Here is a 25970-nt window from a genome sequence, read left to right as displayed (position 1 = left end):
GAAAAGATGAAAGAGCGTTTGGATGTGCTTATGGTGCAGAGAAGTCTGGCTGAGTCCAGAGAAAAGGCCAAGGCCCTGATCATGTCAGGAATCGTCTATGTAAATAGACAAAAGGAGGATAAGGCGGGAACCTCCTTTGACGATACGGCTCAGATCGAAGTCAGGGGAAGCACTCTTAAGTATGTGAGCCGCGGAGGCCTGAAGCTGGAAAAAGCCATGAGTCATTTTGGCGTGGAGCTTGAGGGAAAGGTCTGCATGGATGTGGGGGCTTCCACAGGAGGATTTACAGACTGTATGCTCCAGAACGGGGCAGTGAAGGTGTACAGCGTGGACGTGGGGCACGGACAGCTGGCATGGAAACTGCGGAATGATGACCGTGTGGTGTGTATGGAAAAAACAAATATTCGCTACGTGACCCCGGAGGATATTGGGGACAGGATCCGGTTTGCAAGTATTGACGTGTCCTTTATCTCCCTTACCAAGGTTCTGGGACCGGTGAAGGCGCTGCTTACAGAGGATGGACAGATTGTGTGCCTGATCAAGCCGCAGTTTGAGGCGGGACGTGAAAAGGTGGGCAAGAAAGGGGTTGTCAGGGAAAAGAGTGTGCACCTGGAAGTGATCCGGATGGTGATCCAGTATGCGCTCAGCATAGGGTTTGAGGTGCTGAACCTGGAATATTCCCCTATTAAGGGACCGGAAGGAAATATTGAGTACCTTCTTTATCTTCAGAACCATGGCGGAAACCAGATTGGGGATCATGATGGGAATCATGATGGGTATCATGCCGGGGACCATGATGCAGTTGCAGATGAGGAAACCGTAATCTACAGTCACGTGCCGGTGGATCCCAAGATGGTTGTGGAGGAAGCACACACTTCACTGGATAAATAACAGGAGCCTAACAATGAAATATTTCTATATTATTGCCAATCTGAGCAAGGAATATGTAAAAGACGCTCAGGTGTTTATCAAAACATACCTTGAAGCAAAGGGCGCTGTGTGCAGGTTGAACAGCGCATCTTTGCGGGACAGGGAGAGCACCCATACAAATTCCGGGATGGTACCGGAGAATACGGAGTGTGTTATCACCATCGGCGGGGATGGGACCTTGATCCAGGCAGCCAGGGATCTGGCCGGAAGGGGGATCCCTATGGTTGGCGTCAACCGTGGCCATTTGGGTTACCTGAACCAGATCAGCAGGCAGGAAGATATTGCCCCTGTTATGGATGCGCTTTTGGAGGACCGTTATCAGCTGGAAAAACGGATGATGATACAGGGAACGGCATTTCACGATAAGGAGCCTGTATTGTCGGACATTGCGCTGAATGAGATTGCAGTTACCAGGCAGGATCCTCTGAAGGTCCTGCGTTATTCCGTTTACGTCAATGACGAATATCTCAATGAATACGCGGCGGACGGGGTGTTGGTGGCAACACCCACGGGTTCCACGGCATACAATCTCTCCGCGGGAGGCCCGGTCATTGCCCCCTCGGCCCGGATGATGGTGCTGACGCCCATCTGTTCCCATTCACTTAATGCCAGGAGCATTGTTCTGGCGCCCGAGGACAGGATAGAGATCAGGCTGTTAAACAGCGGCCAGGTGGTGTCCTTTGACGGGGACAGTTCCATGGAGCTGTCCGCAGGGGACAGCATTTGTATTGAGTGTTCCCATCTGGAGACGGTTATGGTGAAATTAAAACAGGTATCATTTATGCAAAATCTCAGCAATCATTTGGGGAGAATATGACATGAAAGTAGAGAGGCACAGTAAAATCGTAGAATTAATCGGTAAATATGACATAGAGACTCAGGAGGAGTTGGCTGAAAAACTGAATGAGTCAGGCTTTAATGTGACTCAGGCAACTGTTTCCCGGGACATCCGGGAGCTGAAGCTGACCAAGATGCAGTCCGAAAACGGCAGGCAGCGGTACATGGTCCTGGAAAGCCCCAGGGGTACCTCGGCTATCAAGTTTATCCGGATATTAAAGGACGGTTTCATGTCCATGGACATGGCGCAGAATATCCTGGTGATCAAAACTGTTTCAGGCATGGCCATGGCGGTGGCAGCTGCCCTGGATGCCATTCAGTTTACTGAGATAGTGGGATGCATTGCAGGGGATGACACCATTATGTGCGCCATCCGCAGCGTGGATGATACGATTATTGTGATGGAGAAGATCAAGAAGATGGTGGAGGATTAAGACATGTCCCAGGGGGTGCAGGGGACATGCTTTAGCGTTAACCGGTGTTCAGATACGTTTTAGCGTCAATGAAAGAGGTGCATTATGTTACTGGAGCTGCATGTAAAAAACCTGGCCCTGATCGAGAAGGCGGACGTGGAGTTCGGCGAAGGGCTCAACATACTCACCGGAGAGACAGGAGCCGGTAAATCCATTATCATCGGTTCCGTGACCATGGCGCTGGGGGGCAAGGCTTCCCGGGAAAGCATACGCCATGGAGCGGATTATGCCTATATTGAACTTGTGTTTTCCGTTTCAGGACAGGAAAAAACAGAAGCCCTAAAAGCGCTGGAGGTAGAACCCACAGAAGATGGGCTTGTAATTGTCTCGCGCAAGATCATGGCTTCCAGGAGTGTGAGCCGTATCAATGACGAGACAGTTACCACGGCCAGACTGCGCCAGATCACAGGCCTGCTGCTGGATATCCATGGCCAGCATGAGCATCAGTCACTTTTGTACAAATCCAAACATCTTGAAATCCTGGATGCCTATATAAAGGCCAATTCCCAGCCGGTAAAACAGAATATATACAGGGAATACCAGACCTACCGCACCCTGAAGGAGCGGTTGGAGGGATTTGACATGGACAGCGAAAGCCGTATCAGGGAGACTGATTTCCTTCGTTTTGAGATACAGGAGATTGCGGATGCCGCCTTAAAGGAAGATGAGGAGGAAGCGTTGACCGCGGTCTACCGCAGGTTTGCCCACTCCCAGAAAATAGCCGAGAGCCTGGGTGCAGCCTATGAGGCAGTGGAGGGGGAATGGATTTCACGTGCCCTGAGGGAGGTTGAGCGGGTGGCAGAGTATGATGGAGCACTGGGAGGGATACGGGACCAGCTCTATGATGCGGATTCCATTTTGGAGGACGCCAAACGGGAGATATCTTCCTACATGGATTCCATGGAATTTGACGAGGAAACATTCCGCCAGACAGAGGAGCGTCTGGACCTGATACACAACCTTCAGGCAAAATATGGCGCAACGGTGCCTCTGATCCATAAAAAATTGGAAGAAAAAAGGAAGCGTCTGGATGAACTGGAGGATTATGACTTTCACAGGGAACAGACCAGGAAAGAGCTTGAAGTGTGTGTGAATCATCTGGAGGGATTCTGTGCACAATTAACTGAGATACGTAAAAAGGCATCCAGGGATCTTGTAAAAAAAATCAAACAGGGACTGGTTGACCTGAATTTTCTGGATGTGGATTTTGATATGGAGTTCCGGCAGATGGAGCATTTCGGCCCTTCTGGATGGGATGAGGCGCAGTTTATCATTTCCACCAATCCCGGGCAGCCTATGCGGCCGCTAAAAGACGTGGCTTCCGGCGGAGAACTGTCCAGGATCATGCTGGCGATTAAGACCGTGCTTGCTGATTCAGACGATATTCCAACCCTGATCTTTGATGAGATCGATACTGGTATCAGTGGAAGGACGGCACAGAAGGTATCTGAGAAGCTTTCCTATATTGCAGGGAACCACCAGGTCATCTGTATCACCCATCTTCCCCAGATCGCAGCCATGGCAGACGCTCATTTTGAGATATCAAAATCTGCCAAAGATGGAAGCACTCTCACAACCATACGGCTTTTGGACCGGAAAGCATCGGTGGAGGAACTTGCCAGACTCTTAGGCGGCGCACGGATTACGGAAACAGTGCGCAAAAATGCGTTGGAGATGAAGGAATTGGCAGACAGAACAAAATAAAACAGATTGAAATCCGCGGTACGGATAATACTAAGAAAGAGGCAGTGAGCATGCGTCTTTCTTTTTTTGACCGAAAACAGCTTTAAAAGACAGAACATGCCTTTGCCGAAATCTAATACAAGACTATATAAGGAGGCAGGGCGATGACAGGAAAATCAAAATTTTACCGGTGGCTGGGGCGTGTTTTCTGGCTTTCCGTTGTAGCTGTTACGGGATACACGTGGTATTACATGGACCAGGCGGTGCCGGACCGGGTGAGCATCATTCAAAACCAGGAGGAGGAATTTTCCTTTGGTCTGCCTTTAAAAGCAACAATATCAAGCGATAGTAAGGAAGTGTCCCTGGGAAATGAGAGTAATATCCCGGCGGACCAGATTACGATCAGCGGCAAGCAGCACTTCTCCATGTTTGCCCAGGAGCAGGGAAGCTACCAGGTGGGCCTGAAGCTGTTTGGAGTTATTAAGCTGAAGGATATTCAGGTGGATGTGGTGGATACAAGGTATGCCATACCATGTGGAAAGCCCATAGGGATCTATCTGAAATCAGACGGTGTCATGGTAATCGGAACGGGGCGTATCACCGGAACGGACGGAATGGAAGTGGAGCCTGCCTACGGGGTTTTAAAATCAGGGGATTATATAGAAGCATTTAACGGAAAACCAATGAAGACAAAAGAGGATCTCATCAATGCTGTTAACGAGTCGGGAGGACAGGATTCAGTTGTGTCTATCCGGAGAGAGGGAGAGCCGGTGGATGTGAGTGTAAAGCCGGTGGAGAGTTCGGACGGCCACTACAAACTGGGAGCATGGGTCAGGGACGATACGCAGGGGATCGGAACCATTACTTATGTGGACATGAATGGAAATTTCGGGGCACTGGGGCATGGGATCAGCGACAGCGATACAGGTGATCTGGTAGAGACGTCTCAGGGAGCTCTTTACTCAACGGAGATCATGGGGATAGAAAAGGGTACTATTGGGAAACCGGGCCTTTTGTCCGGTGTGATCTACTACGGTCCCCAGTCTCACATGGGAGATATAACCTTAAATACAAATGAAGGGATTTTTGGAACCGTGAACCAGCAGTACAAAAAGCAGCTCACAGGCGAACCCATGGAGATCGCCTGCCGCCAGGACGTAAAACCCGGGATCGCATATATCAGAAGTGACGTCTCAGGCCAGCTTGAGGATTATGAGATAGAGATACAGAAGGTAGATTACAATGCCAGCCATAAGAATAAAAGTATGGTTATTAAGGTAACGGATCAGAGGCTCTTGGATCTGACCGGGGGAATCGTGCAGGGAATGAGCGGAAGCCCGATCATACAGGATGGGAAGCTGGCCGGGGCGGTGACCCATGTGTTTGTGCAGGATGCGAGCCGGGGGTATGGGATTTTGATTGAGAATATGTTGGAGCATTGAGGGTGAGGGAGGATAGAGTGGGCATATAGGTGCTGTGATCCTGCGTTCTTGGCTCTTATAAGCCTTTGTCCACTCTATCTTATGGAGTAAAAATTTTTGGTGCTTAGACGAAGTAGTGAGCGGATAGAGGAAGAGATGTAAGGGGAGCAAGATTTTGAACCATAATTTTGGTATATAAATACTTGATAATGTAAGTTACTATATTGGTGCGAATGCCAAGTGCACATGAAAAGCATAGGAGATTCGCACTTGGTTTTTAAGAAAAATTTGAGAAAAGAGAATAATTTAGATATCATGGGTTGTAAAATGATTAAGAGAGTTGTATGATTTGTATAGAATATGTCTTGTATAAAAAAGAAAATTAGACATATTTGCTGTCAGCTTCCGCGAGGGGGCTGTGGATTGAAATGCACTGTGGTAAGGATCATATGGGAACGTGGAGAGTCAGCTTCCGCGAGGGGGCTGTGGATTGAAATCCAAAATCCCTGAAAGTGATATGATGCGGCTTCAGCGTCAGCTTCCGCGAGGGGGCTGTGGATTGAAATACAGGCATCTTCCAGTTCTCGCATTTTGTCCCTGGTCAGCTTCCGCGAGGGGGCTGTGGATTGAAATATTTTTGTATTGTACATTATCCAGGCTCGTTATGTGTCAGCTTCCGCGAGGGGGCTGTGGATTGAAATGGATCCCTGGGAATCATATCCTCCGGTACGTAGCGTCAGCTTCCGCGATGGGGGCTGTGGATTGAAATTTACGGATGATAAACTATCTGAAGCTGAAAAGCTGGTCAGCTTCCGCGAGGGGGCTGTGGATTGAAATAATTGGATAATAAAATTAATTCTGTAGAAAATCGTCAGCTTCCGCGAGGGGGCTGTGGATTGAAATCCCGGATTTGACATGAATGACGAACTGAACAACCGTCAGCTTCCGCGAGGGGGCTGTGGATTGAAATATAATGAGACTGGCTGTAAAACATGGAATAATGGGTCAGCTTCCGCGAGGGGGCTGTGGATTGAAATATTAGAAATTAAAATCAGCATGCGGAATTCTGACCGTCAGCTTCCGCAAGGAAGCTGTGGTGATAGAAATCCATTGTAATATTGATGTCGCTGCTCCCTAAACGGTCAGCCCCAGCATAGGTTAATTCAATCCGAATAAATTAAGTCATATAATATAAAAAATATTAAAACATCAGATGAAAGCACTATTCTGATAAACCCGACTATCCTGTTCTTCCAGCGTACCGAATAAGTGATCGACATGCAAAAGAAATCAAAGAAATCAAATCACCCCAATACAAAGACCACATAGCCTCCCTCCATTAATTATTCCAATACACCCATCTTCCCAAAATAACATCTCCAATTTTTCCCAAAAAACAAAAACATCACTTCTACAATAAAGAAAACCAAACACACTCCCATTCCAATAACCCAAAAGTAATCACACGTTCAAACATCATATGCCTCAATTATCCATCACACTAAAAAGCATTCAACGATCATATACGGATCCTTCACCTATGTGGCAATGGAACAAAAGAAATTTTTATTCAGAAGTGGCGCAGCCTGCCTCAGAATATCATATCCTCCAGCGGCCAGCGGATGTGAAGAATATCCTAGTGAAATTATGTCAAACAGAAATGGCAGGAGTTTATATCAATCATCAATCCGCCGATATAAGCTAGATTGAATCCCCCAAAAAGAAGAACATGCCACATCAGATCGTCCATCCACCTCTACACCAAAAAAACTCAGAACATCCCTTCGCACAAACACGAACCAATCTAACTTAATAACCCTAATTGTCACCTTATATCCAATCATTGAAATAAATATAACTCCCCCTCCTACGCGCGGGCTTCACGTACAAACTACCAATTTAATGATTTACCACAGTGAAATATTTTGCTAAAATATCCAGATTCATGTCACTTCCCGCTGCGACACATGAGGGACAAAGTATAAAAGGGTTACAAAATTACATGGTTTTTACGCGTAATTCACAAAGAAAATACAGCCCATGGGTATCTTGCTGATGCATGAATTTGAGGAATCCGGCAGAAAAAGACAAGGAGAAAATGTGCGTTGGATGCGTTCTATAATAGTGCATGATGAAATATGGGTTAATTAGTCGATTACTGGCGATTTATGACAAAATGTGTGTCGAAATGTGAAAATATGCTAAAAATATAGTGGTTATTTGTTACGGATTCGTTAACTTGCAAAACAATAACTTGCAAAATATAACCCTCAATGATACAATTATAATTCGACATGTGTCTAAAATTGCGACCACGAATCGTTGATATATGTTATGGGGAACATATATAATAAGATTCGCGAGGAGCTCAGGACGAATGATATGGATTTTTGTAAACCAGAAGGTCGAAAATCAACTAACACATATTTTAGCAGGTAGTTTAGCACAGGCAAACAATTTTAGGAGGTAAAAGGAAGTGGAAAAGCTGAATGTTGCGATTGTTGATGACAATCCGCTGATTCTGAATACTCTGGATGAGCTGATCAATGCTGAGGATGGATTATCCGTAATTGGTAAGGCAGATAATGGCGCTGATGCCATTGACATGATTGTGGATACAACGCCGGATATCGTGCTGTTGGATCTGGTAATGCCGAAAATTGACGGGATATCCGTGGTGGAAAAGGTAAAGAGCGAACATACATTTATGAAAAATCCTGCGTTTATCATTTTAAGTGCAGTAGGTGGAGAGCAGATGACAGAAGACGCGTTCAAAGCGGGAGCGAACTACTATTTGATGAAGCCGTTCGACAAAGAGATTCTGGTCAACAAGATCCGCCACATTGGAAAGCTGCCGGAAAAGCAGACCATGGGTAAGGTGGTGACAGCTCCCTTTGAACCGGGAGAGGAGTCACATATCACAAGAGAGGAATACATGAAGGAGCATTTGGAGACAGATATCACGAAAATGCTTCACGAGTTAGGGATTCCTGCTCATATCAAGGGGTATCAGTATTTAAGGGACGCAATCGCAATGTCTGTGGAGGACCAGGAAATGATGAGCTCTGTCACGAAGATCCTTTATCCGGCCATTGCAAAACGGAACCAGACAACGGCCAGCCGCGTGGAGAGGGCCATTCGTCATGCGATTGAAGTTGCCTGGGGAAGGGGAAAGATGGAAACCATTGATGAAGTATTCGGATATACGATCAGCACAGGAAAAGGCAAACCCACTAACTCTGAATTTATTGCGCTGATATCAGATAAAATACTTCTGGAATACAAAAAAATTTAAAGTAATTTAATCAGAAAGAACTTCCTAATTTCGGTAAAATACGGTATACTATATGGAAAGGCATAAGGAACCTGTTCGTCAGGAGAGGGAGGTTTGGATGAAGAAAATATTATTTGCAGCTTCAGAAGCAGTGCCGTTTATCAAGACAGGAGGACTGGCAGATGTAGTTGGCTCTCTGCCTAAGTGCTTTGACAAAGAGTTTTTTGATGTAAGGGTTATAATCCCCAAGTACCTGTGTATCAAGCAGGAGTGGCGTGACCGTATGGAATATGTGAATCACTTCTATATGGACTATCTGGGACAGAGCCGCTATGTAGGGATTCTTAAATATGAGCATGAAGGCGTCACTTTCTATTTTATTGACAATGAGAGCTATTTCAACGGACCTAAACCTTACGGTGACTGGTACTGGGATCTGGAAAAGTTCTGCTTCTTCTGCCGGGCGGCCCTGTCGGCCTTGCCGGTCATTGGTTTTCAGCCGGATGTGGTGCATTGCCATGACTGGCAGACTGGTCTGATTCCTGTACTTCTTAAGGACAGATTCCACGAGGGAGATTTTTTCCGGGATATGAAGTCGGTCATCACGATCCACAACCTGAAGTTCCAGGGAGTATGGGATGTGAAGACTATTCAGCGCTTTACAGGATTGCCGGATTACTATTTTGCACCGGATAAGCTGGAGGCATACAAAGATGGTAACCTGCTGAAAGGCGGAATCGTATTTGCGGATGCCATCACTACAGTGAGCAGCACCTATGCGGAAGAGATCAAGATGCCGTTTTACGGTGAGGGTCTGGACGGCCTGATGAGAGCCAGGGCAGACAGTCTCAGGGGGATTGTGAACGGAATTGATTATGACGAGTTCAACCCGGAGACGGATCCGCATATTTTCCAGAACTATAATGCCAAGAATTTCCGTAAGGAAAAAGCAAAGAATAAAAAGGCGCTTCAGGATGAACTTGGCCTGCCTGTAGATGAGAAGAAGTTTATGATCGGTATTGTATCACGTCTTACGGATCAGAAGGGATTGGACCTGATACAGTGCGTGATGGATGAACTGTGCAGCGAGGATCTGCAGCTGGTGGTGCTGGGAACGGGTGATGAGCGGTATGAGAATATGTTCCGTCATTACGATTGGAAGTATCACGACAGGGTGTCTGCCCAGATTTATTATTCAGAGCCCTTGTCCCATAAGATTTATGCAGCATGCGATGCGTTCCTGATGCCGTCTCTGTTCGAGCCATGCGGTCTGAGCCAGCTTATGTCGCTGCGCTATGGCACGGTGCCCATTGTCAGGGAAACAGGCGGTCTAAAGGACACTGTGGAACCTTACAATGAGTACGAGGGAGCGGGAACCGGATTCTCCTTTGCTAATTATAACGCCCACGAGATGCTGGGCAGTGTGCGCTATGCGAAGTATATCTACTACAGCAAGCGCCGTGAGTGGAATAAGATCATTGACAGGGCCATGGCCAGGGATTTCTCCTGGGGGGCATCTGCCGCTAAGTATCAGGAACTTTACGATTGGCTGATTGGATATTGACAGAGGACCTGGAATATCAGATAATATATCTGATAAAGGAAGAAAGGTGTGATGCCCATGGAGCCATCAGGGTTATATGAATACACAAGTGATCAGGAATATATGGAGTGTGTGAAGGATATTTTGGAACATCCTGTATTCCAGTCTATGGACCAGTATATACAGCATGGGACAACGACCTGCAAGACCCATTGTATACAGGTTTCATATCTTGGATATAAGTTCTGTAAAAGGTTTGGAGGAAATTGGAGAAGCGCTGCGAGAGCAGGGCTTCTCCATGATTTGTTTTTATACGACTGGCATACCCATGCCAGGGAGACGGGGAAGCATTTTCATGGATTCACCCATCCCAGAGAAGCACTCCGCAATGCGGACAGATATTTTAATCTGTCATGGGAGGAGGAGACGATCATTCTCCGTCATATGTGGCCCCTGACACCGGTACCTCCGGTAACAAAGGCCGGGTATGCAATTACCTGTGCGGATAAACTATGCAGTACGCTGGAGACAACGGCCCGGTTTAAGCGCTGGCTCATGATGTGCTTTTTTGCACAGCCGGCCAGACGTTAACGAAAGGGGAAAGAGAAGAACGATATGAATGTTTGGACACAAATGCTGGGCAACCAGATTCTTGTCAGCGCAGTAATGGGATGGGTGGTTGCCCAGTTCCTTAAGACACTGATCGACTTTTTGCTGAATAAAAGCTTTAATGCGGAGCGGCTGGTGGGATCAGGCGGTATGCCAAGTTCCCATTCCGCCACGGTTTGCGGTATGACGACCGCGGCCATGCTGAGATATGGGGTTGGTTCCTTTGAGTTTGCCGTGTCATTTGTGGTATCTATGGTTGTTATGTATGACGCCATCGGGGTGCGCCGGGAGACTGGTAAGCAGGCCAAACTTCTCAATTCCATCCTGATGGAAAATCCGCTGAAGCTGAATGCGGAGGTGCTTCAGGAAAAACTTAAGGAGTATGTGGGACATACCCCGCTGCAGGTTATGGCAGGTGCGATATTGGGAATTCTGCTTGCACTTGCAATGGATCCTTACTTTTAATGTGTTGGGGGAGACGTCACATTAGACAGGAAGGACAGAAGATAGCATGAATATTTACAGCTTCATTAACTGGTTTTTTCTATATAGTTTTCTTGGATATCTGCTGGAATGCGTTGTCCTCAGTGTTGAATATAAGCGGCCTGTGGTGGACCGTGGCTTTGGCCATGGCCCCTTTTGCATCATATACGGTTTTGGTGCTCTTGGGGCATGTATGCTGTTAAAGCCTGTGTCAGGAAGGCCCGTAGAACTTTATACGGCATCCATGGCCATGGCCACTACGATGGAATTGGTGACAGCCAATATCATGGTACGCCTGTTCGGTGCGTTCTGGTGGGATTACAGCCACAAGGCATTTAATTACAGGGGCATGGTTTGCCTGGAGAGCAGCCTGGCCTGGGGGTTATTGGGGCTGTTTTTCTTCTATTTTCTGGATCACTGGGTACGTTCCCTGGTGTTTAGCATACCTGGAAATTTGGGCAGTATGTTAGCGGTTGGCCTGACTGTGTTTTACCTGGTGGATTTTATCCATTGCCTGCGTCTGCGCATGGGCGGTATGGAAGAAGAGGAAAGGGCGATCGGCCGCCTGAAGATATATTAGTATTAAAGATATATTTGCACTAAATAGTACTAAAGCTCTATTAGCATTTTGGTTTTCTGCGTATTTTATATCTGGCGGACATTTAAAGGAGAATGACATGAATAGAAATGAGAACTGGGGCGGATACCGGGTTATACTGGCGTCCGCCTCTCCCAGGAGAAAAGAACTTCTGAACCAGATTGGGATCGAACCTGAGATAAGGCCGAGCCATATGGCGGAGGAAACCGGTGAACGAAAGCCGGACCGGGTGGTGATGGAACTGTCCAGACAAAAGGCAGAAGACATAGCTGCAGAATACGGGGCAGGAACCATGGTCATTGGTGCGGATACCGTGGTGGCTGTGGGAAGTGAGATCCTTGGTAAGCCCGGGACCCCCATGAAGGCCTATGAGATGATTGAGAAACTCCAGGGCCGGACCCATCAGGTATATACCGGTGTAACGGTGCTGCTGTGCCAGGGCGGGGGGATGACCCATGGTATTACCTTTGCGGAAAAGACGGATGTCCATGTATATCCCATGACGCCCATGGAGATCAGTGAATATGCAGGATGTCCGGAACCGCTAGACAAAGCCGGAGCATATGGCATACAGGGCCGGTTTGCAGCTTATATAAAAGGAATTGACGGGGACTACGCCAATGTGGTGGGCCTACCTCTTGGCAGGCTTAACCAGGAGATTAAAGGACTTTTGGAGGATAGGGAAGATGATTAAGCTCATTGTATCAGATGTGGATGGAACACTTGTACAGGACGGCTCGCCCAGTGTAAACCCTCAGGTATTTGATACCATTCTTAAGCTGCGTGAAAAGGGAATCCAGTTTGTCATTGCCAGCGGAAGACCATGGGCCAGTGTGGAGCATGCTTTTGAACCTGTGAAAAAAAAGATTTTTTATGTTGCTAATAATGGGGCATATGTGGGATGCTGTGGAAGAAGCCTTTATGTATATTCCATAGAGCCGGAGATCGTTCACCGTATTATCAGGAAGGTGCGCCGGTATCCGGATCTGGAAGTGGTTTATGCAGGTGCCAATGGAGATTATATAGAATCCCCCAATGAGGAGTTGTTCAGGTGGCTTACCGAGAGCTATAAATTCAACCTGACCAGGGTAGATGACCTTCTGGAGCTGGATGAGCCCTGTGTGAAGGTTTCTATTTATAAGCCGGAGGGAATCGAAGCAGCCACCAAAGATATTTACGAAGAGTTTAAGGATGAGTTAAAGGTAGCATGTGCAGGCGATATGTGGATGGACTGCATGGCTAAGGGTGTGAACAAAGGAAAGGCCATTGAGACGATCCAGGATAGTTTGGGGATCAAACCTGAGGAAACTATGGCATTTGGTGACCAGCTGAATGATATTGAGATGCTGGGCCGGGCATATTACAGTTTTGCTGTGGCAAATGCAAGGGAAGAAGTGAGGAAAGCAGCCAGGTTCCAGGCTGACAGCAATGAGAATGACGGTGTCCTCAAGATTTTAAGACATCTGCTGTGAAAGGAGTTCTTTATTGGACGGAAGTAAGATCAACAGAATACGGGGGATGAGAGGAAAAGCTGTTGCTGTAATGATTGCAGTCTGTATGGCGGTTATGCTGCCTGCCGCAGGCTGCTCCAAAAAGGCTGCGTCTTCCAACGGTGTTAAGACCGTGGAAAAGGATTATACCAAAGGACAGATCATGGTCATAGCAGCCACTGAGCGGAACCGTTATCAAAACATATATACCAGTGAACTGTGGTCCGTAAAAGCGGACGACAGTGGTGTCACCTTTGAGGACAAGCTGATCGATCAGATTGAGCAGTTCCTCATTGAACTGGCTACCACGAATATGATGGCGGACGAACAGGGAGTGGAATTGACAGGTCAGGAAAAGGATTCCCTCAAGACCTTGTCAAAGGAATACTACCGCAGTCTGTCAGACCAGGATAAGGACTATATAGATGTATCAGAGAGTGAAATATATGACTTATATTGTGAATATTACAGAGCAGATAAGCTGGTTGGGGAACTGACCAGGAATGAAAATCTGGAGGTCAGTGACGCGGAGGCAAAGGTGATCCAGGTTCAGCAGATTGAACTGGATACCAGGGAGAGGGCGGAGGATATCCTGTCTCAGGTCCGGCAGGAAAATGCGGACTTTTTTTCCATTGCTACACGAAGCTCCAAGGATGCTCAGATTTTATATACCATGGAATGGAATGACCATCTGGACAGCAGGCAGGAGGCAGCATTTGCTCTGGAGCAGGATGAGATCAGCGGCATTGTGGAGCAGGACGGAAAGTATTATATTTTCAAGTGTACCAATGCATATGATGAGGAAGCGACTGCTGCTAGGAAGAGTATGCTGGCCCAGGATAAAAAGACCAGGGCATTTCTGGCCATCTATGAACCGTTTGTACGGGAACATGCAGTAAAGCTTAAGGATGACCTGCGTGAGGTGGTGGATTTTTCCGGTGGACAGGGTTGTGTGACAGACAGCTTTTTCCAACTATATCACAGTTATTTTACTAAATGATCGAAAGCTGCCGGCTGAATAATGATAACAGCCGGCAGCTTTTTTGCTATGGAAAAGTCCGGCATTTTATGAAATCGATTATTATATATGATAATATAGGTAATAAGAAAAGCCGTGGACATGCATTTTGAACCCACATTGGAGTTTCACAGGATTGCAAAAACAAACGGGATCAGTGTGATTGGTGCTACCCATTATTCAACTGAGAAATTTGCATGTATTGCCATGGCGGAATATTTCCAAAAACTAGGACTTGAAGCTGTATTTTTAGAAGGAACATACTATCTGAAAGATTTATGAGGTCTTTTTCTGTCACAGATGTGGAAAACTGCTGTCTAATAATAGGGAGGTGGGTGTTGAATTTTATTCAGCTGTAAAACAGTATAAACAGCAGAGAGCAGGAAAGGACAAGAATATGAGAAGAGATGAAAATGAAATTCGTGTATTAATTGATGAGGCAATCGCTGGAAACAATCGATCTCTTGAGGAATTGCTGGATAGTGTGCAGGATATTGTGTTTAATTTGTCGCTGCGCATGCTGGGCACGGTCCAGGATGCAGAGGATGCGGCCCAGGAGATATTGATCCGAATCATGACCCATTTGTCTTCCTTTCGCAGGGAGAGTTCCTTTCGTACATGGGTGTACAGGCTGGCGGTCAATTATCTGAAAAATCATAAGAGGTCTATGTTTGCCGGTCAGCCGCTGGATTTTGAGTATTATGGAAATGACATCCGTTATGCGGATATGGGAAGTATTGATGACCTGGTGGATGATATCAGCAGAGAAACACTTGCTGAAGAGTTAAAAATGTGCTGTACCAATGTAATGCTCCAGTGCCTGGACCCGGAAAGCAGATGTATTTTTATTTTTGGAACGATGTTTAAGCTTGACAGCCATACGGCCGGAGAAATCTTAGATCTGACTCCGGAGAATTACCGCAAAAAGCTTTCAAGAATACGGAAAAAGGTAGCGGCTTTTCTGGATGTTCACTGTGGTCTAACGGAAAAAGGTATCTGTTCCTGCAGCAGGCGGGTCAATTATGCTATTTCTCAGAGGCGGATCAACCCGGAAAAATTAGATTATCTTAAGCTTCAGACAATGGACCAGGAAGTTTCAAAAGAGTTTATGGATGAGATGGAAAAACTGGATGCATTAGCCCTTACCTTTGAAATGCTGCCCAGCTATCAGTCGCCGGTGCGGGCGCAGGATGTGGTCTGTAAGATTTTGCAGTCAGCCTCATTTAAAAAGATTCAGGAACTTTAGGGGGAGCTGTAATGAAAAACAGTATGATTTCCTATCTTTCAGATTTGGAGCAGAATAATGATCGCCAATGGTATCATGGCCACAAAGAGGAGAAACGGGCAGCTGTCAAGGAGTTTGAGGATCTGATTCAGGCCCTTATACTTGAAATCGGAACATGGGATAGAACCGCACTTCACAATGAACCACGAAATTTGATGTTTAAACTGAGCCGGGATACCAGGTTCAGCGCGGATAAGCAGCCTTATCATCCTGTGTTCCGGTGCCATATTGCGGCTGCAGGTAAATTGCCTGTTCCGGTAGGTTATTTTCTTTACATATCGCTGGAGAAAGTCATTTTTGGGAGGAGGGCTGTTTGCAGATATGTTCAAGGACGTCACATACCGCATCAGGGAATACATACACGGGCATGAGGAGGAGTTTTTGGGCATAGTGGAATCACCGGAATTTACTGCACATTTCAGGATTATGGGAACATCGTTGAAAAATGTACCCAAAGGATATCCTTCTGATTGTCCGGCTGCAGAATATCTAAAATATAAAAGCTGGTTTGTTGAATATCACCTGAAGGACGGCGTGTTTGATGATTTAGAAAGGTCTGTAAAGATTGCAGGGGAAATGTACCTGCTGATAAAGCCATTTAATGATTTTCTGAACAGGGCACTGGATGGGTTTGTCATGCCGGATAGGCCGATATAGGGGGAAGTACGCTGTCAGCGTTATCTTAGAGCGATGGATGTACAGGATACAGCCGGGTTATCTTTTTATGGATAACCCGGTTGTTCACCATGGCGATCGATCAGCAGATCAGCAGAAACTTACCATTCATGGATGACAGCAGTCATGGAAGATAACTGTAGCCATAGAAGATAATTGCATCCAGATTACGGAGCTACGTTGCCCAACCGCATAACAATAAGGGAAACATTGCTGAAAATAAATCCTGCTTCATCTACCACTACGCGAAGGGTTACAGGCGGTGCGGTAACCGTGAATGGTACTGTAAATGCAAGGGTGGCTGTTTCATTTGAAAAAGTAAAGGTATGTCTTGCTATGGCTCCGGGAACAGATACACCGTCAGCTTCCAGCCTGACTGTTACCGTGGTGGGAATGGTTATGCAGGCGCCCACTGTTACTGTGGAATGGAAGGCTGCCTGATAAACTCCAGCCTCACTGATAATGATATCGGTAGAACCGGCCTGCTGGCTAATGGACTCGCCGGACAGGAGAGGTGCATCATGAAACGTCAATGCACCGCCAGGTGTTGAATCCTGGTAAGTGGGGTCAACAGTTGCAAGTACGTCAAGAGTTGCATCCGCACCGGTAGCACCTGTGGCACCGGTAGCACCTGTGGCACCGGTAGCGCCAGTAGCGCCAGCGGCGCCGGTAGCGCCAGTGGCGCCGGTAGCACCTGTGGCGCCGGTAGCACCGGTTGCACCCTGGATGCCCTGAGGTCCTTGGGGACCGGTAGGTCCGGCAACACCCTGTATACCCTGAGCGCCAGTAGCGCCAGTGGCTCCAGTAGCCCCAGTAGCCCCTTGGATACCCTGAGGCCCGGTGGCACCGGTAGGCCCGGCAACGCCCTGAATACCCTGAGGTCCGGTAGGTCCGGCAACGCCCTGTATACCCTGAGCACCCGTAGCGCCAGTAGCACCGGTAGGTCCCTGGATGCCCTGAGGCCCGGTGGCACCGGTAGGTCCGGCAACACCCTGGATGCCCTGAGGCCCGGTAGCCCCGGTAGGTCCGGCTATACCCTGTATACCCTGAGCGCCGGTAGCGCCGGTAGCACCCGTGGCGCCCGTAGCGCCGGCAGCACCAGTGGCACCGGCAGCACCTGTAGCTCCCTGGATGCCCTGCGGTCCCTGAGGTCCGGTGGCCCCGGTAGGTCCGGCAACACCCTGTATACCCTGAGCGCCCGTAGCACCGGCAGCGCCAGTGGCACCGGCAGCACCTGTAGCTCCCTGGATGCCCTGCGGTCCCTGAGGCCCGGTGGCCCCGGTAGGTCCGGCAACACCCTGTATACCCTGAGCACCTGTGGCTCCGGTAGCACCGGCAGGACCCATGGCTCCAGTATTACCGGTAGGCCCGGCAGGCCCGGTAGCCCCACGAGGAATAATAAAGTCCAGGACATGGTCAGGTCCGCCGGTTATATCGATCACTTCGGCCGGTTCACCTGGATTTCCGGTGATTGTATTACGGATGGTGATAGTTTCACTGGTACCAGTGGCTCCGGTAGCGCCAGTGGCACCGGCTGTGCCGGTTATTCCTTTAGGTCCCTGAGGTCCGGTAGGTCCGGTAGCTCCGGTAGAACCTGTATTTCCATTTACACCCTGTGCGCCTGTTGGTCCGACCGGTCCTGTTGGCCCCACATAACCTTGTGGTCCCATGGCTCCTGTGGGCCCTACTGGTCCCTGGATTCCGGGGCATCCTCTCGGCCCAACGGGTCCCATAGGTCCTCTTGGCCCAGTTGCTCCCATGGGTCCTCTTGGTCCCTCTGGTCCCATAGGTCCCCTTGGACCTGTTGGTCCTCTATTTGGACAGCATCCTGGATTCGGGCATGGATTGCAGCATCTGCAATCGCAGTTACATCTGCAGTTGTCAGGACAATCACAGCTGTCAGGACATCTACAGTTATCGGGACATTTGCATCTGTCAGGGCATTTGCATCTGTCAGGGCATTTGCAGTTATCGGGGCATTTGCATCTATCGGAGCATTTGCAGTTATCAGGGCATTTACAGTTTCCAGAGCATTTGCAATCCCCGGGACACCTGGATTCTCCCATACATCCGGATGAAGTATTAAAGTCATTTTCAAATGGTTGACGGTTCGTATTATCATGCATATTTATATTATCGGGATAATTATAATACATTTCTCCCCCTCCTTTTGGGTAATAGGAATGTTGCAAGGCAAGTTAATGGATAAGCTTTTATGGAGTGATGTTTGTTACCGGTTTTTTATCTAAAAGACCTCTGGTTTGGCCTCGGATAATGTGGGAGGAGAAGTGGTGGCGGCTCCTCTGCTTTCTATGAGCAGGTAATACCTGTATCAGCACGGTTCCGGAACTGCAGGAGAATCGAACCTGCTGAACCGGAATTTCATTTCTGTTGGCAACACGTGTGTGAAAAAGGGCCATGATAAAGTCTGGATTGTAATGTATCTTTTGTATTTTAAACACTTAAATTTCATATCCATAAATGGAATACCTCCGGCTCTGTTGGTGAACTGATCCAATGGAACCAGAAAGAGCCGTATTTCATCTGTGTATAATATTGTTTTCATCCGATTTCGGATGGTTTTGGTTTATTTTGATATGATTTCGGCTTTGCAGGCAGAAACAAAGGTTGGATCATTGTTATTGGGACCAACGAGAACTAACATACCGAATTCATTTATTAAAACAGTCCCCTGTGCAACGGTCTGACCGCCGGCTTTGATATCTACACCGCTGGTTCCGACTGGCAGATATGCCCGTATTGCATTTTGACAATCTGCACCACATCCAATTGGTAGAGGTTCTGGAGCAGGAAGATAAGTGATGCTGTTGTTGTAAGTTGAACTGGTGATTCGTATAGCCGTAATCCGGCAGATTGACACCGCTTCCTGGGGAACCCCCTGGCTATTCACCAATTGGAACAGACCGGCGTTGGGATTGGTATTGGGGGCGGGTAAAAGTGAACCCGGACGTCCGCTGACATTGTTGCCGCTTTCCATGGCAACAATAATCGTATCATTGGGGTAAAGGCTGATGATCTGCCGGATCAGATTTCTCATCTGTTCAACGCAGAAGCATTCTACAGCATTGCCGGCAGCCCCCGTAGCCCCCGTGGCTCCCGTAGCGCCTGTGGCTCCCGTAGCTCCAGCAGCCCCCGTGGCCCCAGTAGCGCCGGTAGCCCCAGTGGCCCCTGTAGGTCCGGTAGGACCAATCGGACCCTGGTTACCTTGAGAACCTGTGGCCCCGGTAGTCCCAGCCGGTCCCTGAATCCCTTGAGCCCCGGTAGCCCCAGTGGCGCCTGTGGCCCCAGCAGGTCCGGTAGCCCCAGCAGGCCCCTGTATGCCCTGAACTCCCTGAGCGCCGGTAGCGCCGGTGGGTCCGGCAGGCCCCTGGATCCCCTGGATACCCTGAGCCCCTGTTGCACCGGTGGGTCCAGCAGGCCCCTGTATGCCCTGAACTCCCTGAGCGCCGGTAGCGCCCGTAGCGCCGGCCGGTCCCTGGATGCCCTGAATTCCCTGAGCTCCTGTGGCTCCGGTAGCGCCGGTAGCACCCGCAGCCCCGGCCGGTCCCTGGATGCCCTGCGGTCCCTGAACTCCCGTGGCACCTGTGGCACCGGTAGCACCTGTGGCACCGGCAGCACCCGTAGCGCCGGCTGGTCCCTGTATGCCCTGCGGTCCCTGAATCCCCTGAATGCCTGTTACACCTGTGGGCCCCTGGATGCCCTGCGGCCCCTGAAGCCCGGTTGGTCCGGTAGCGCCGGTAAGACCGGCCGGTCCCTGTATTCCCTGTGGCCCCTGTGGTCCTGCGGGGCCAGTGGCGCCGTTAAATCCTCGCGGCCCCATAGGCCCGGTTGGTCCGGTGGGCCCTACATAACCCTGTGGTCCCATGGCACCGGTAGCGCCTGTGGGTCCCTGGATTCCGGGGCAGCCTCTGGGGCCTTGAGGCCCGGTTGGTCCAGTAGGACCCCTGCCATTACAGCAGCAGTCGCAACAGTCACAATCACAGCCGCATCCACAGCCTGAGCCTGCCAAACGGCTGCCCTCAGTGGTGCCGCAGCCTGGACGGCGCTGTTCCATGTTCATGGAATCGCTGCGGCTGTCCATATGATAGTCTGGATATGGGTTCATTCGTTGTGGAAAATCATAATACATAACAACCTCTCCTTGCTTTATTATCTGGAAGCATCTGCTTCCGTTCAATGTTTTAAGATGCGTTCAAAATATGCCTGATTCTGCTTTACGGCCTCATGATCCGGTTTTAGATTCCGGGCTTTTTTGTGATAGTAGTAGGCCCGTTTGGGATCACCCAGCTTGTCATAGCAGACACATAGCTGAATGGCAGGAAGAAAGCCATAACAATCTTTTTGGACAAAAGCTCCTGAGCGTTCATCCGGACTGCATGCCAGGGCTTGGCTGTACCAGTAGACGGCTTCCCGTAAGGTTCCGTTTTCCAGTTTAAGACGTCCCATTTCGCAGCACGCTTCCGCCCGGGGAATGTCATAGACGAAGCTTTTAGTAAGAGCCATCATGGCATGTTCCCGCTGCCCCGTCCTGTCATAACAATAGGACAGGTGAAGGCATGCATCGATCTTATTTTCAATCCATCCGTCCGGTTCCCTGAGAAAGTTCTCAAGTACTTGGATGGCATCGGAAAAACGTTCATGGTAATACAGCTCCCGGGCGTAATAAAACTGGTGTCTGGGTTCCAGTTTTTCTCCTTCCTTTAGCATGGTCTCGTAAATCCTTAGATTGCGGTCCCTGTCGCCGGTGCCCTCCTTTTTATGCTGTATTTCTATATCGGAATACAGGATATTACCTCCCGGAGTCACGGCCTCATGGACCCTTCCCTGCCACAGAAATCCCCGGTGGTTCTTAAGGATCCGCTCTCTATAGTAGGAAAATGTAGTCCTGCCTTTGGAGTCAAAACCTGTGGCGTATCTCATCATCACCACATCAGTGGACGGATCCAGACTTTCTTTTAACTTAATAAGTTGTTTTACAGTCTCCGGACTTACCGTATCATCGGCATCCAGCCACATCCAGTAATCCATGGATGCCTTTTCGCAGACCGCATTTCTGGCTGCGGCAAAATCATCTTTCCAGGGAAAATCATAGACTTCCTGGGTATAACGGCGTGCAATCTCTTTTGTCCTGTCAGTGGATCCGGTATCCATAATGATGATCTGGTCTGCTGCCAGGGACATGGGCTTTAGAATTCGCTCCAGCACTGCCTCTTCATTTTTAACAATCATACAAAGACTTAAGGTAATCAAGAAATAATCCCCCTGTACTAAACTGTTTATCTGACCGGGCTTTGGAATATGGGTGGATCTTGGATTGATGGTCTTCCGGCCCGATACTGATCTGCATCAATAACCGAAGTGCGGCGTCTATTGCCCCTGATGGGATATTCCCTGGCTTTTGGCCCGGTCCGTGAGACGGACATGGGATTGGATTCGGATATGCCTTGGGCGGTTCAGGCGCTTTATTTACGGTTATTTACGCAACTCAGTACTAGTAATACTATATGAAAATGGAACAAGTTTGGTGTATGGGAAAATGGACAGTAAATTCCCTGAACTGAGGATCGGAAAGGAGATTTCAATCATCGGTGTTTTGTGGTATGATAGAGTGAGAACAAGGACAAAGGAGGAATTTCTTATGAGAAGGAGATGGGAAGGGGCCGCTGTCGCCGGTCTGGCTCTGGTGGCTGCAATGTCCATGTCCCTGGTCAGTTTCGCGAAAGAAGAACGGACAAAAGTGGGGACCATTGGGCTTACGTTCGCTTCCGACATACAGGCAGGGGAATCAGGCGGAACGGTGGATGTTACGCTGGACAGTGGGGAATGCTCCATTGAAAGCGTGGATATTGTAAATGAAGGAGATTACTGGATCGGTGGTGACAAGCCAAAGGTGGAGATATGGCTGTCGGCGGATTCTGATTACTACTTTTCCAAATCAGGCAAGAATGCATTTAAATTTGACGGGGATAAGGTAAAGTATGTGTCCAGTTCTGTTAAGAGCGACAAATCCGAGATGGTGCTCACCGTTACCCTGGAAAAGCTGGATGAGGATGATGAGGATCTGGATGTGGACGGACTGATCTGGGATGAGGACAACGGAATCGCCCACTGGGATCACCTGGATCTGGCAAAGACATATAAGGTACGTCTGTGCCGCAGAGGGAACAGCAGCTCTGATGATGGGATCGGAACTGTCTACACAGTGAAGGAGAACAGCTTTGATTTCTCGGGTAAGTTTCCCAGAACAGGCACCTATTACTTTAAGGTAAGAGCCATTGACGCAAGGAATCATGCAGGGGACTGGGAGGAGTCATCTTATATTGAGATAACCGACCAGGACCTGGTAAGGCTGAATGGACAGTGGATGAGGGATGACAGAGGCTGGTGGTATGTAAATACGGACGGAAGTTATACAAAGAACAACTGGCAGTATATCCATTCCAAATGGTACTTTTTTGACGAGGAAGGTTATATGAGGACCGGATGGATCTCCTGGGGAGATAAGCAGTATTACTGTGATGAAAACGGAGCCATGCTCTCCAGCACGGTCACACCGGACGGATTTACGGTTGGTGCAGACGGAGCCAGGGCCAACTAACGGAGCCGGGACCAACTAACGGAGCCGGGGCCAACTGACAGGGCAGTCAGGTAAAACTCCGCCATAAAGCCCATAAACCATACATAAAATGCTAAAAAATGGCTATCCTTATATCAATGATAAGATTGATATGAGGAGGTCATTTTTTATGTTGAACGAGCTGGAGATAGAGGCGGTTACAGGCCGCGAGATACTGGATTCCAGGGGGAATCCTACAGTAGAGGTGGAGGTATGCCTGGCGGGCGGAGCCACAGGACGGGCTGCAGTTCCCTCCGGCGCATCTACAGGAAAATTTGAGGCAGTGGAACTGCGTGATGGCGGGGAACGGTATAACGGCCAGGGTGTAAAAACGGCAGTGGAGCATGTGAATTCAGTGCTGAGCGAGGTAGTGCTTTTTGAGAGTGCACTGGACCAGAGAAGGCTGGACCAAATGCTTTTAGATGCAGACGGCACGGAGAATAAAGGAAAATTAGGGGCGAACGCCATACTGGGCGTATCCATGGCAGTGGCCAGAGCGGCGGCCAATGGCCTTCATATGCCTCTCTACCGCTATCTGGGAGGAATACATGCATCCCAGCTTCCTATTCCCATGATGAATATCCTGAATGGAGGAAAACATGCCGATAATACAGTGGATCTTCAGGAATTTATGATCATGCCATATGGAGCCTGCTGCTTTTCAGAGAGACTGAGGATGTGTGCAGAGGTCTATCATACCCTGAAAAAACTCTTAAAGGAAGATGGCTACAGTACCGGCGTGGGCGATGAGGGCGGATTTGCACCCGATCTTAAGAACTCTGAGGAAGTGCTGGAATACCTGGTCAAGGCCATGGAAAAGAACGGGTTAAAGCCGGGCACGGACATGAAGATCGCCATTGACGCAGCCTCCAGTGAACTCTATGATGAGGCATCGGGAATGTATCTGTTCCCGGGAGAGAGTCGGATGGCAGGCAGGCAGATACGCCGCAGTGCAAGTGAGATGGTGGAGTACTACAGAGGCCTTGTGGAACGTTTCCCTATCTGCTCCATTGAGGACGGCTTGGAGGAAGAGGACTGGGAGGGCTGGAAAATGCTGACCAGGGAGCTTGGAAACCGTATTCAGCTGGTGGGTGACGATCTGTTTGTTACCAACACAAAACGACTGGCTAAAGGGATAGAGATGGAAGCCGGAAATGCCATTCTGGTGAAAGTGAATCAGATTGGTACCCTGACGGAGAGTTTTGAGGCTATTGAGATGGCAAAACGGGCCGGATTTGGCACCATTATTTCCCACCGCTCCGGTGAGACGGAGGATTCTATTATTGCAGATATCGCGGTGGCAGTGAATGCGGGACAGATCAAGACAGGAGCGCCATGCCGCTCCGACCGTGTGGCCAAGTACAACCAGCTGCTGCGCATTGAGGAAAACCTTACCCTCGAAGTCTGACCAGCGCATGTTTTTGCAGATGATCTTTTGCCGGCCCTACACAGATTGGATCAATGTACACAACCTGTGTGCCTCACAAATTTGTGCACAGCTGACAAGAGATCATCTCGCAGATTTAAGTGCCAGAAGGGGAGTACACGATAATGTAAAACCGGTTGTTTTACCCATGTAAATCTTGACAAAGGAGAAATCTGGGGTATGATGAAATAAGAAAAAATACAGCATGGGTTAAGGAGATAAAGCATGAGAGAACTGTTATTCATCGAACCGGTATTTAAGGAAGCCATCTGGGGCGGAAGCCGTCTTAAGGAAGTGTATAACTATGATATCCCCAGCGACCATACGGGAGAGTGCTGGGCGATCAGTGCCCACAGAAGCGGTGACTGTAAAGTGGCATCCGGTACCTATGCAGGACGTACATTGAGCTCACTTTGGAAGGAACAAAGGGAACTGTTTGGCAAAGCAGCTGATTCCTGTGAGGAATTTCCTCTTCTTGTAAAGATCATAGATGCCAGGGAGGACCTAAGCATCCAGGTCCATCCGGATAATACATATGCGGCAGAGCATGAGAACGGCTCCCTTGGCAAGATGGAGTGCTGGTATATCCTGGACTGTGATGAGGATGGAACCATTGTCATAGGCCACCACGCAAAGGACAGGGAGGAACTGGCACAGATGATCGGGGAAGGGAGATGGAATGAGTTCATCCGCCAGGTGCCTGTTAAGAAGGGGGATTTCTTCCAGATCGATCCGGGATGCGTCCATGCCATCAAGGGCGGAACGCTGATACTGGAGACCCAGCAGAGCAGTGATATTACATACCGTGTCTATGATTATGACAGACTTTCCAATGGAAAGCCCAGACAGCTCCATGTAAAGCAGAGCATTGATGTGATCCGGGCCCCGTTTGTGGAGAACAGGGACCAGCAGCCTGTGCTTACGGCTGACACAGACAACGGTAAGAAATATCACCTGGTCACCTGCGCTTATTATACAGTGGACAAGGTGGAGGTGACAGGACACTGGGAGGAGGATTTTGGCAGCAGCTTCGCCAATGTGAGCATCCTGGAGGGAGAGGGCACGGTGGACGGCATCGCGGTTGCAAAGGGAAGCCATTTTATTGTACCTGCAGGATATGGGACCGTGGAATTTAAGGGCAGGATAACATTCATCTCATCCCAGGCCGTATAGGAAATGGTCACAAAAATGGGAAAACAGGTTGTGTTTTTGGACAAAGTATGATAAGATATCTTTGTTTGACTATAAGAAAATGGAGAGGTGCACACGAATGTCAGTTATTCAGATTATTTTATCAATCATATATGTAATTCTTGGTGTTGCGATATCAGTGGTTATCCTGATGCAGGAGGGCAAGTCCAATGGTCTTGGAAGTGCGATCGGCGGTATCTCTACTGACAGTTACTGGAGCAAGAACAGAGGCCGTTCTATGGAAGGTGCCCTGGAGCATTTTACCAGGTACGGAGCCATTGTATTTATGGTAATTACCATTATCCTGAATATCCTGTTAAAGATTCAGGGATAATAAGAGAACAGAAGCGAACGTGACCAAAACACCCTTGTATTCATATAAGGGTGTTTTATTGCT

24 protein-coding genes and 1 CRISPR repeat array are annotated in these 25970 nt (G+C 48.7%); of the genes, 20 read left to right on the top strand and 4 right to left on the bottom strand.

The genetic code is table 11. The features are described from left to right. Nucleotides 1-6: 6 nt before the first annotated feature. The 16 genes from CLFS41_RS27590 to CLFS41_RS31230 all read left to right on the top strand — a co-directional run bounded on the left by CLFS41_RS27590 (nucleotide 7) and on the right by CLFS41_RS31230 (nucleotide 16301). Complete coding sequence (locus CLFS41_RS27590) at nucleotides 7-891, top strand: TlyA family RNA methyltransferase (protein ID WP_045094191.1); 885 nt, start codon at nucleotides 7-9, stop codon at nucleotides 889-891. Between the two features lie 13 nt (nucleotides 892-904). Continuing rightward, nucleotides 905-1747, top strand: a complete 843-nt coding sequence (locus CLFS41_RS27585) for an NAD(+)/NADH kinase (protein WP_007860441.1) — start codon at nucleotides 905-907, stop codon at nucleotides 1745-1747. A 1-nt stretch (nucleotide 1748) separates the two neighbouring features. Beyond that, nucleotides 1749-2201 (top strand): arginine repressor, encoded by a 453-nt coding sequence (gene argR, locus CLFS41_RS27580; RefSeq protein ID WP_007860440.1) that lies wholly within the window; start codon nucleotides 1749-1751, stop codon nucleotides 2199-2201. Between the two features lie 84 nt (nucleotides 2202-2285). Further along, nucleotides 2286-3944: a DNA repair protein RecN gene (gene recN, locus CLFS41_RS27575; RefSeq protein ID WP_045094190.1), complete on the top strand. Its 1659-nt coding sequence runs from the start codon at nucleotides 2286-2288 to the stop codon at nucleotides 3942-3944. Nucleotides 3945-4087: 143 nt separating this feature from the next. Beyond that, nucleotides 4088-5365 carry a SpoIVB peptidase gene (gene spoIVB / locus CLFS41_RS27570; protein ID WP_007860438.1) on the top strand — a complete coding sequence of 426 codons (1278 nt, stop codon included), beginning with the start codon at nucleotides 4088-4090 and terminating at the stop codon, nucleotides 5363-5365. A gap of 376 nt (nucleotides 5366-5741) precedes the next feature. Then, a CRISPR array of direct repeats spans nucleotides 5742-6449; the repeat unit is 33 nt; unit sequence GTCAGCTTCCGCGAGGGGGCTGTGGATTGAAAT. Between the two features lie 1371 nt (nucleotides 6450-7820). Then, complete coding sequence (spo0A, locus tag CLFS41_RS27565; RefSeq protein ID WP_007860423.1) at nucleotides 7821-8639, top strand: sporulation transcription factor Spo0A; 819 nt, start codon at nucleotides 7821-7823, stop codon at nucleotides 8637-8639. Nucleotides 8640-8736: 97 nt separating this feature from the next. Continuing rightward, nucleotides 8737-10182 carry a glycogen synthase GlgA gene (gene glgA / locus CLFS41_RS27560; RefSeq protein WP_045094189.1) on the top strand — a complete coding sequence of 482 codons (1446 nt, stop codon included), beginning with the start codon at nucleotides 8737-8739 and terminating at the stop codon, nucleotides 10180-10182. 51 nt (nucleotides 10183-10233) lie between these two features. After that, the gene (locus CLFS41_RS27555) at nucleotides 10234-10752 is read left to right on the top strand and encodes a hypothetical protein (protein WP_007860419.1); all 519 of its coding nucleotides are present in this window, start codon (nucleotides 10234-10236) and stop codon (nucleotides 10750-10752) included. A gap of 24 nt (nucleotides 10753-10776) precedes the next feature. Beyond that, nucleotides 10777-11235: a divergent PAP2 family protein gene (locus CLFS41_RS27550; protein ID WP_040415113.1), complete on the top strand. Its 459-nt coding sequence runs from the start codon at nucleotides 10777-10779 to the stop codon at nucleotides 11233-11235. Nucleotides 11236-11281: 46 nt separating this feature from the next. Further along, nucleotides 11282-11833 carry a putative ABC transporter permease gene (locus tag CLFS41_RS27545; protein WP_007860415.1) on the top strand — a complete coding sequence of 184 codons (552 nt, stop codon included), beginning with the start codon at nucleotides 11282-11284 and terminating at the stop codon, nucleotides 11831-11833. Between the two features lie 97 nt (nucleotides 11834-11930). Further along, nucleotides 11931-12545: a Maf family protein gene (locus tag CLFS41_RS27540; RefSeq protein ID WP_045094188.1), complete on the top strand. Its 615-nt coding sequence runs from the start codon at nucleotides 11931-11933 to the stop codon at nucleotides 12543-12545. After that, on the top strand, nucleotides 12538-13323 hold the full coding sequence (locus CLFS41_RS27535) for a Cof-type HAD-IIB family hydrolase (RefSeq protein ID WP_007860412.1): 786 nt from the start codon (nucleotides 12538-12540) through the stop codon (nucleotides 13321-13323). Before CLFS41_RS27540 ends, CLFS41_RS27535 begins: the two co-directional genes overlap by 8 nt. Nucleotides 13324-13336: 13 nt before the next feature. Then, nucleotides 13337-14341 (top strand): peptidylprolyl isomerase, encoded by a 1005-nt coding sequence (locus CLFS41_RS27530; RefSeq protein WP_007860410.1) that lies wholly within the window; start codon nucleotides 13337-13339, stop codon nucleotides 14339-14341. A 415-nt stretch (nucleotides 14342-14756) separates the two neighbouring features. Next, on the top strand, nucleotides 14757-15605 hold the full coding sequence (locus CLFS41_RS27520) for an RNA polymerase sigma factor (protein WP_045094224.1): 849 nt from the start codon (nucleotides 14757-14759) through the stop codon (nucleotides 15603-15605). A gap of 11 nt (nucleotides 15606-15616) precedes the next feature. Beyond that, entirely contained in the window at nucleotides 15617-16015 is a 399-nt protein-coding gene (locus CLFS41_RS31235) for a DUF2461 family protein (RefSeq protein ID WP_347469144.1), read from the top strand. After that, nucleotides 15942-16301, top strand: coding sequence for a DUF2461 family protein (locus CLFS41_RS31230; RefSeq protein ID WP_330412748.1), 360 nt, complete (start codon nucleotides 15942-15944; stop codon nucleotides 16299-16301). The genes CLFS41_RS31235 and CLFS41_RS31230 overlap by 74 nt, the downstream gene beginning before the upstream one ends. Before the next feature lie 185 nt (nucleotides 16302-16486). Here the strand turns inward: CLFS41_RS31230 and CLFS41_RS27510 are convergent, their stop codons facing one another. From CLFS41_RS27510 to CLFS41_RS27500, 4 genes are all read right to left on the bottom strand, one after another. Then, nucleotides 16487-18052 (bottom strand): collagen-like protein, encoded by a 1566-nt coding sequence (locus tag CLFS41_RS27510; protein WP_278280210.1) that lies wholly within the window; start codon nucleotides 18050-18052, stop codon nucleotides 16487-16489. Further along, nucleotides 18004-18417, bottom strand: a complete 414-nt coding sequence (locus CLFS41_RS30920) for a hypothetical protein (RefSeq protein ID WP_242856934.1) — start codon at nucleotides 18415-18417, stop codon at nucleotides 18004-18006. The genes CLFS41_RS27510 and CLFS41_RS30920 overlap by 49 nt, the downstream gene beginning before the upstream one ends. A 489-nt stretch (nucleotides 18418-18906) precedes the next feature. Beyond that, entirely contained in the window at nucleotides 18907-20469 is a 1563-nt protein-coding gene (locus tag CLFS41_RS27505; protein ID WP_045094185.1) for a collagen-like protein, read from the bottom strand. 44 nt (nucleotides 20470-20513) lie between these two features. Further along, nucleotides 20514-21590: a glycosyltransferase family 2 protein gene (locus CLFS41_RS27500; protein WP_045094184.1), complete on the bottom strand. Its 1077-nt coding sequence runs from the start codon at nucleotides 21588-21590 to the stop codon at nucleotides 20514-20516. 388 nt (nucleotides 21591-21978) lie between these two features. On the opposite strand from CLFS41_RS27500, the gene CLFS41_RS27495 reads away from it, so the two are divergent. The 4 genes from CLFS41_RS27495 (at nucleotide 21979) to secG (ending at nucleotide 25907) form a co-directional block, all read left to right on the top strand. Beyond that, complete coding sequence (locus CLFS41_RS27495) at nucleotides 21979-22938, top strand: hypothetical protein (protein ID WP_045094183.1); 960 nt, start codon at nucleotides 21979-21981, stop codon at nucleotides 22936-22938. Between the two features lie 148 nt (nucleotides 22939-23086). Continuing rightward, on the top strand, nucleotides 23087-24364 hold the full coding sequence (eno, locus tag CLFS41_RS27490; RefSeq protein ID WP_007860399.1) for a phosphopyruvate hydratase: 1278 nt from the start codon (nucleotides 23087-23089) through the stop codon (nucleotides 24362-24364). Between the two features lie 243 nt (nucleotides 24365-24607). Then, nucleotides 24608-25555, top strand: coding sequence for a type I phosphomannose isomerase catalytic subunit (locus CLFS41_RS27485; RefSeq protein ID WP_045094182.1), 948 nt, complete (start codon nucleotides 24608-24610; stop codon nucleotides 25553-25555). A 97-nt stretch (nucleotides 25556-25652) separates the two neighbouring features. Continuing rightward, nucleotides 25653-25907 (top strand): preprotein translocase subunit SecG, encoded by a 255-nt coding sequence (secG, locus tag CLFS41_RS27480; RefSeq protein WP_007860395.1) that lies wholly within the window; start codon nucleotides 25653-25655, stop codon nucleotides 25905-25907. Nucleotides 25908-25970: the final 63 nt, after the last annotated feature.

The organism is Clostridium sp. FS41, from assembly GCF_000954015.1.
GTDB lineage: Bacteria > Bacillota > Clostridia > Lachnospirales > Lachnospiraceae > Enterocloster > Enterocloster citroniae.
The sequence above is the reverse complement of the archived record's forward strand: the minus strand, read 5'-3'. Positions and strand labels throughout refer to the sequence as shown.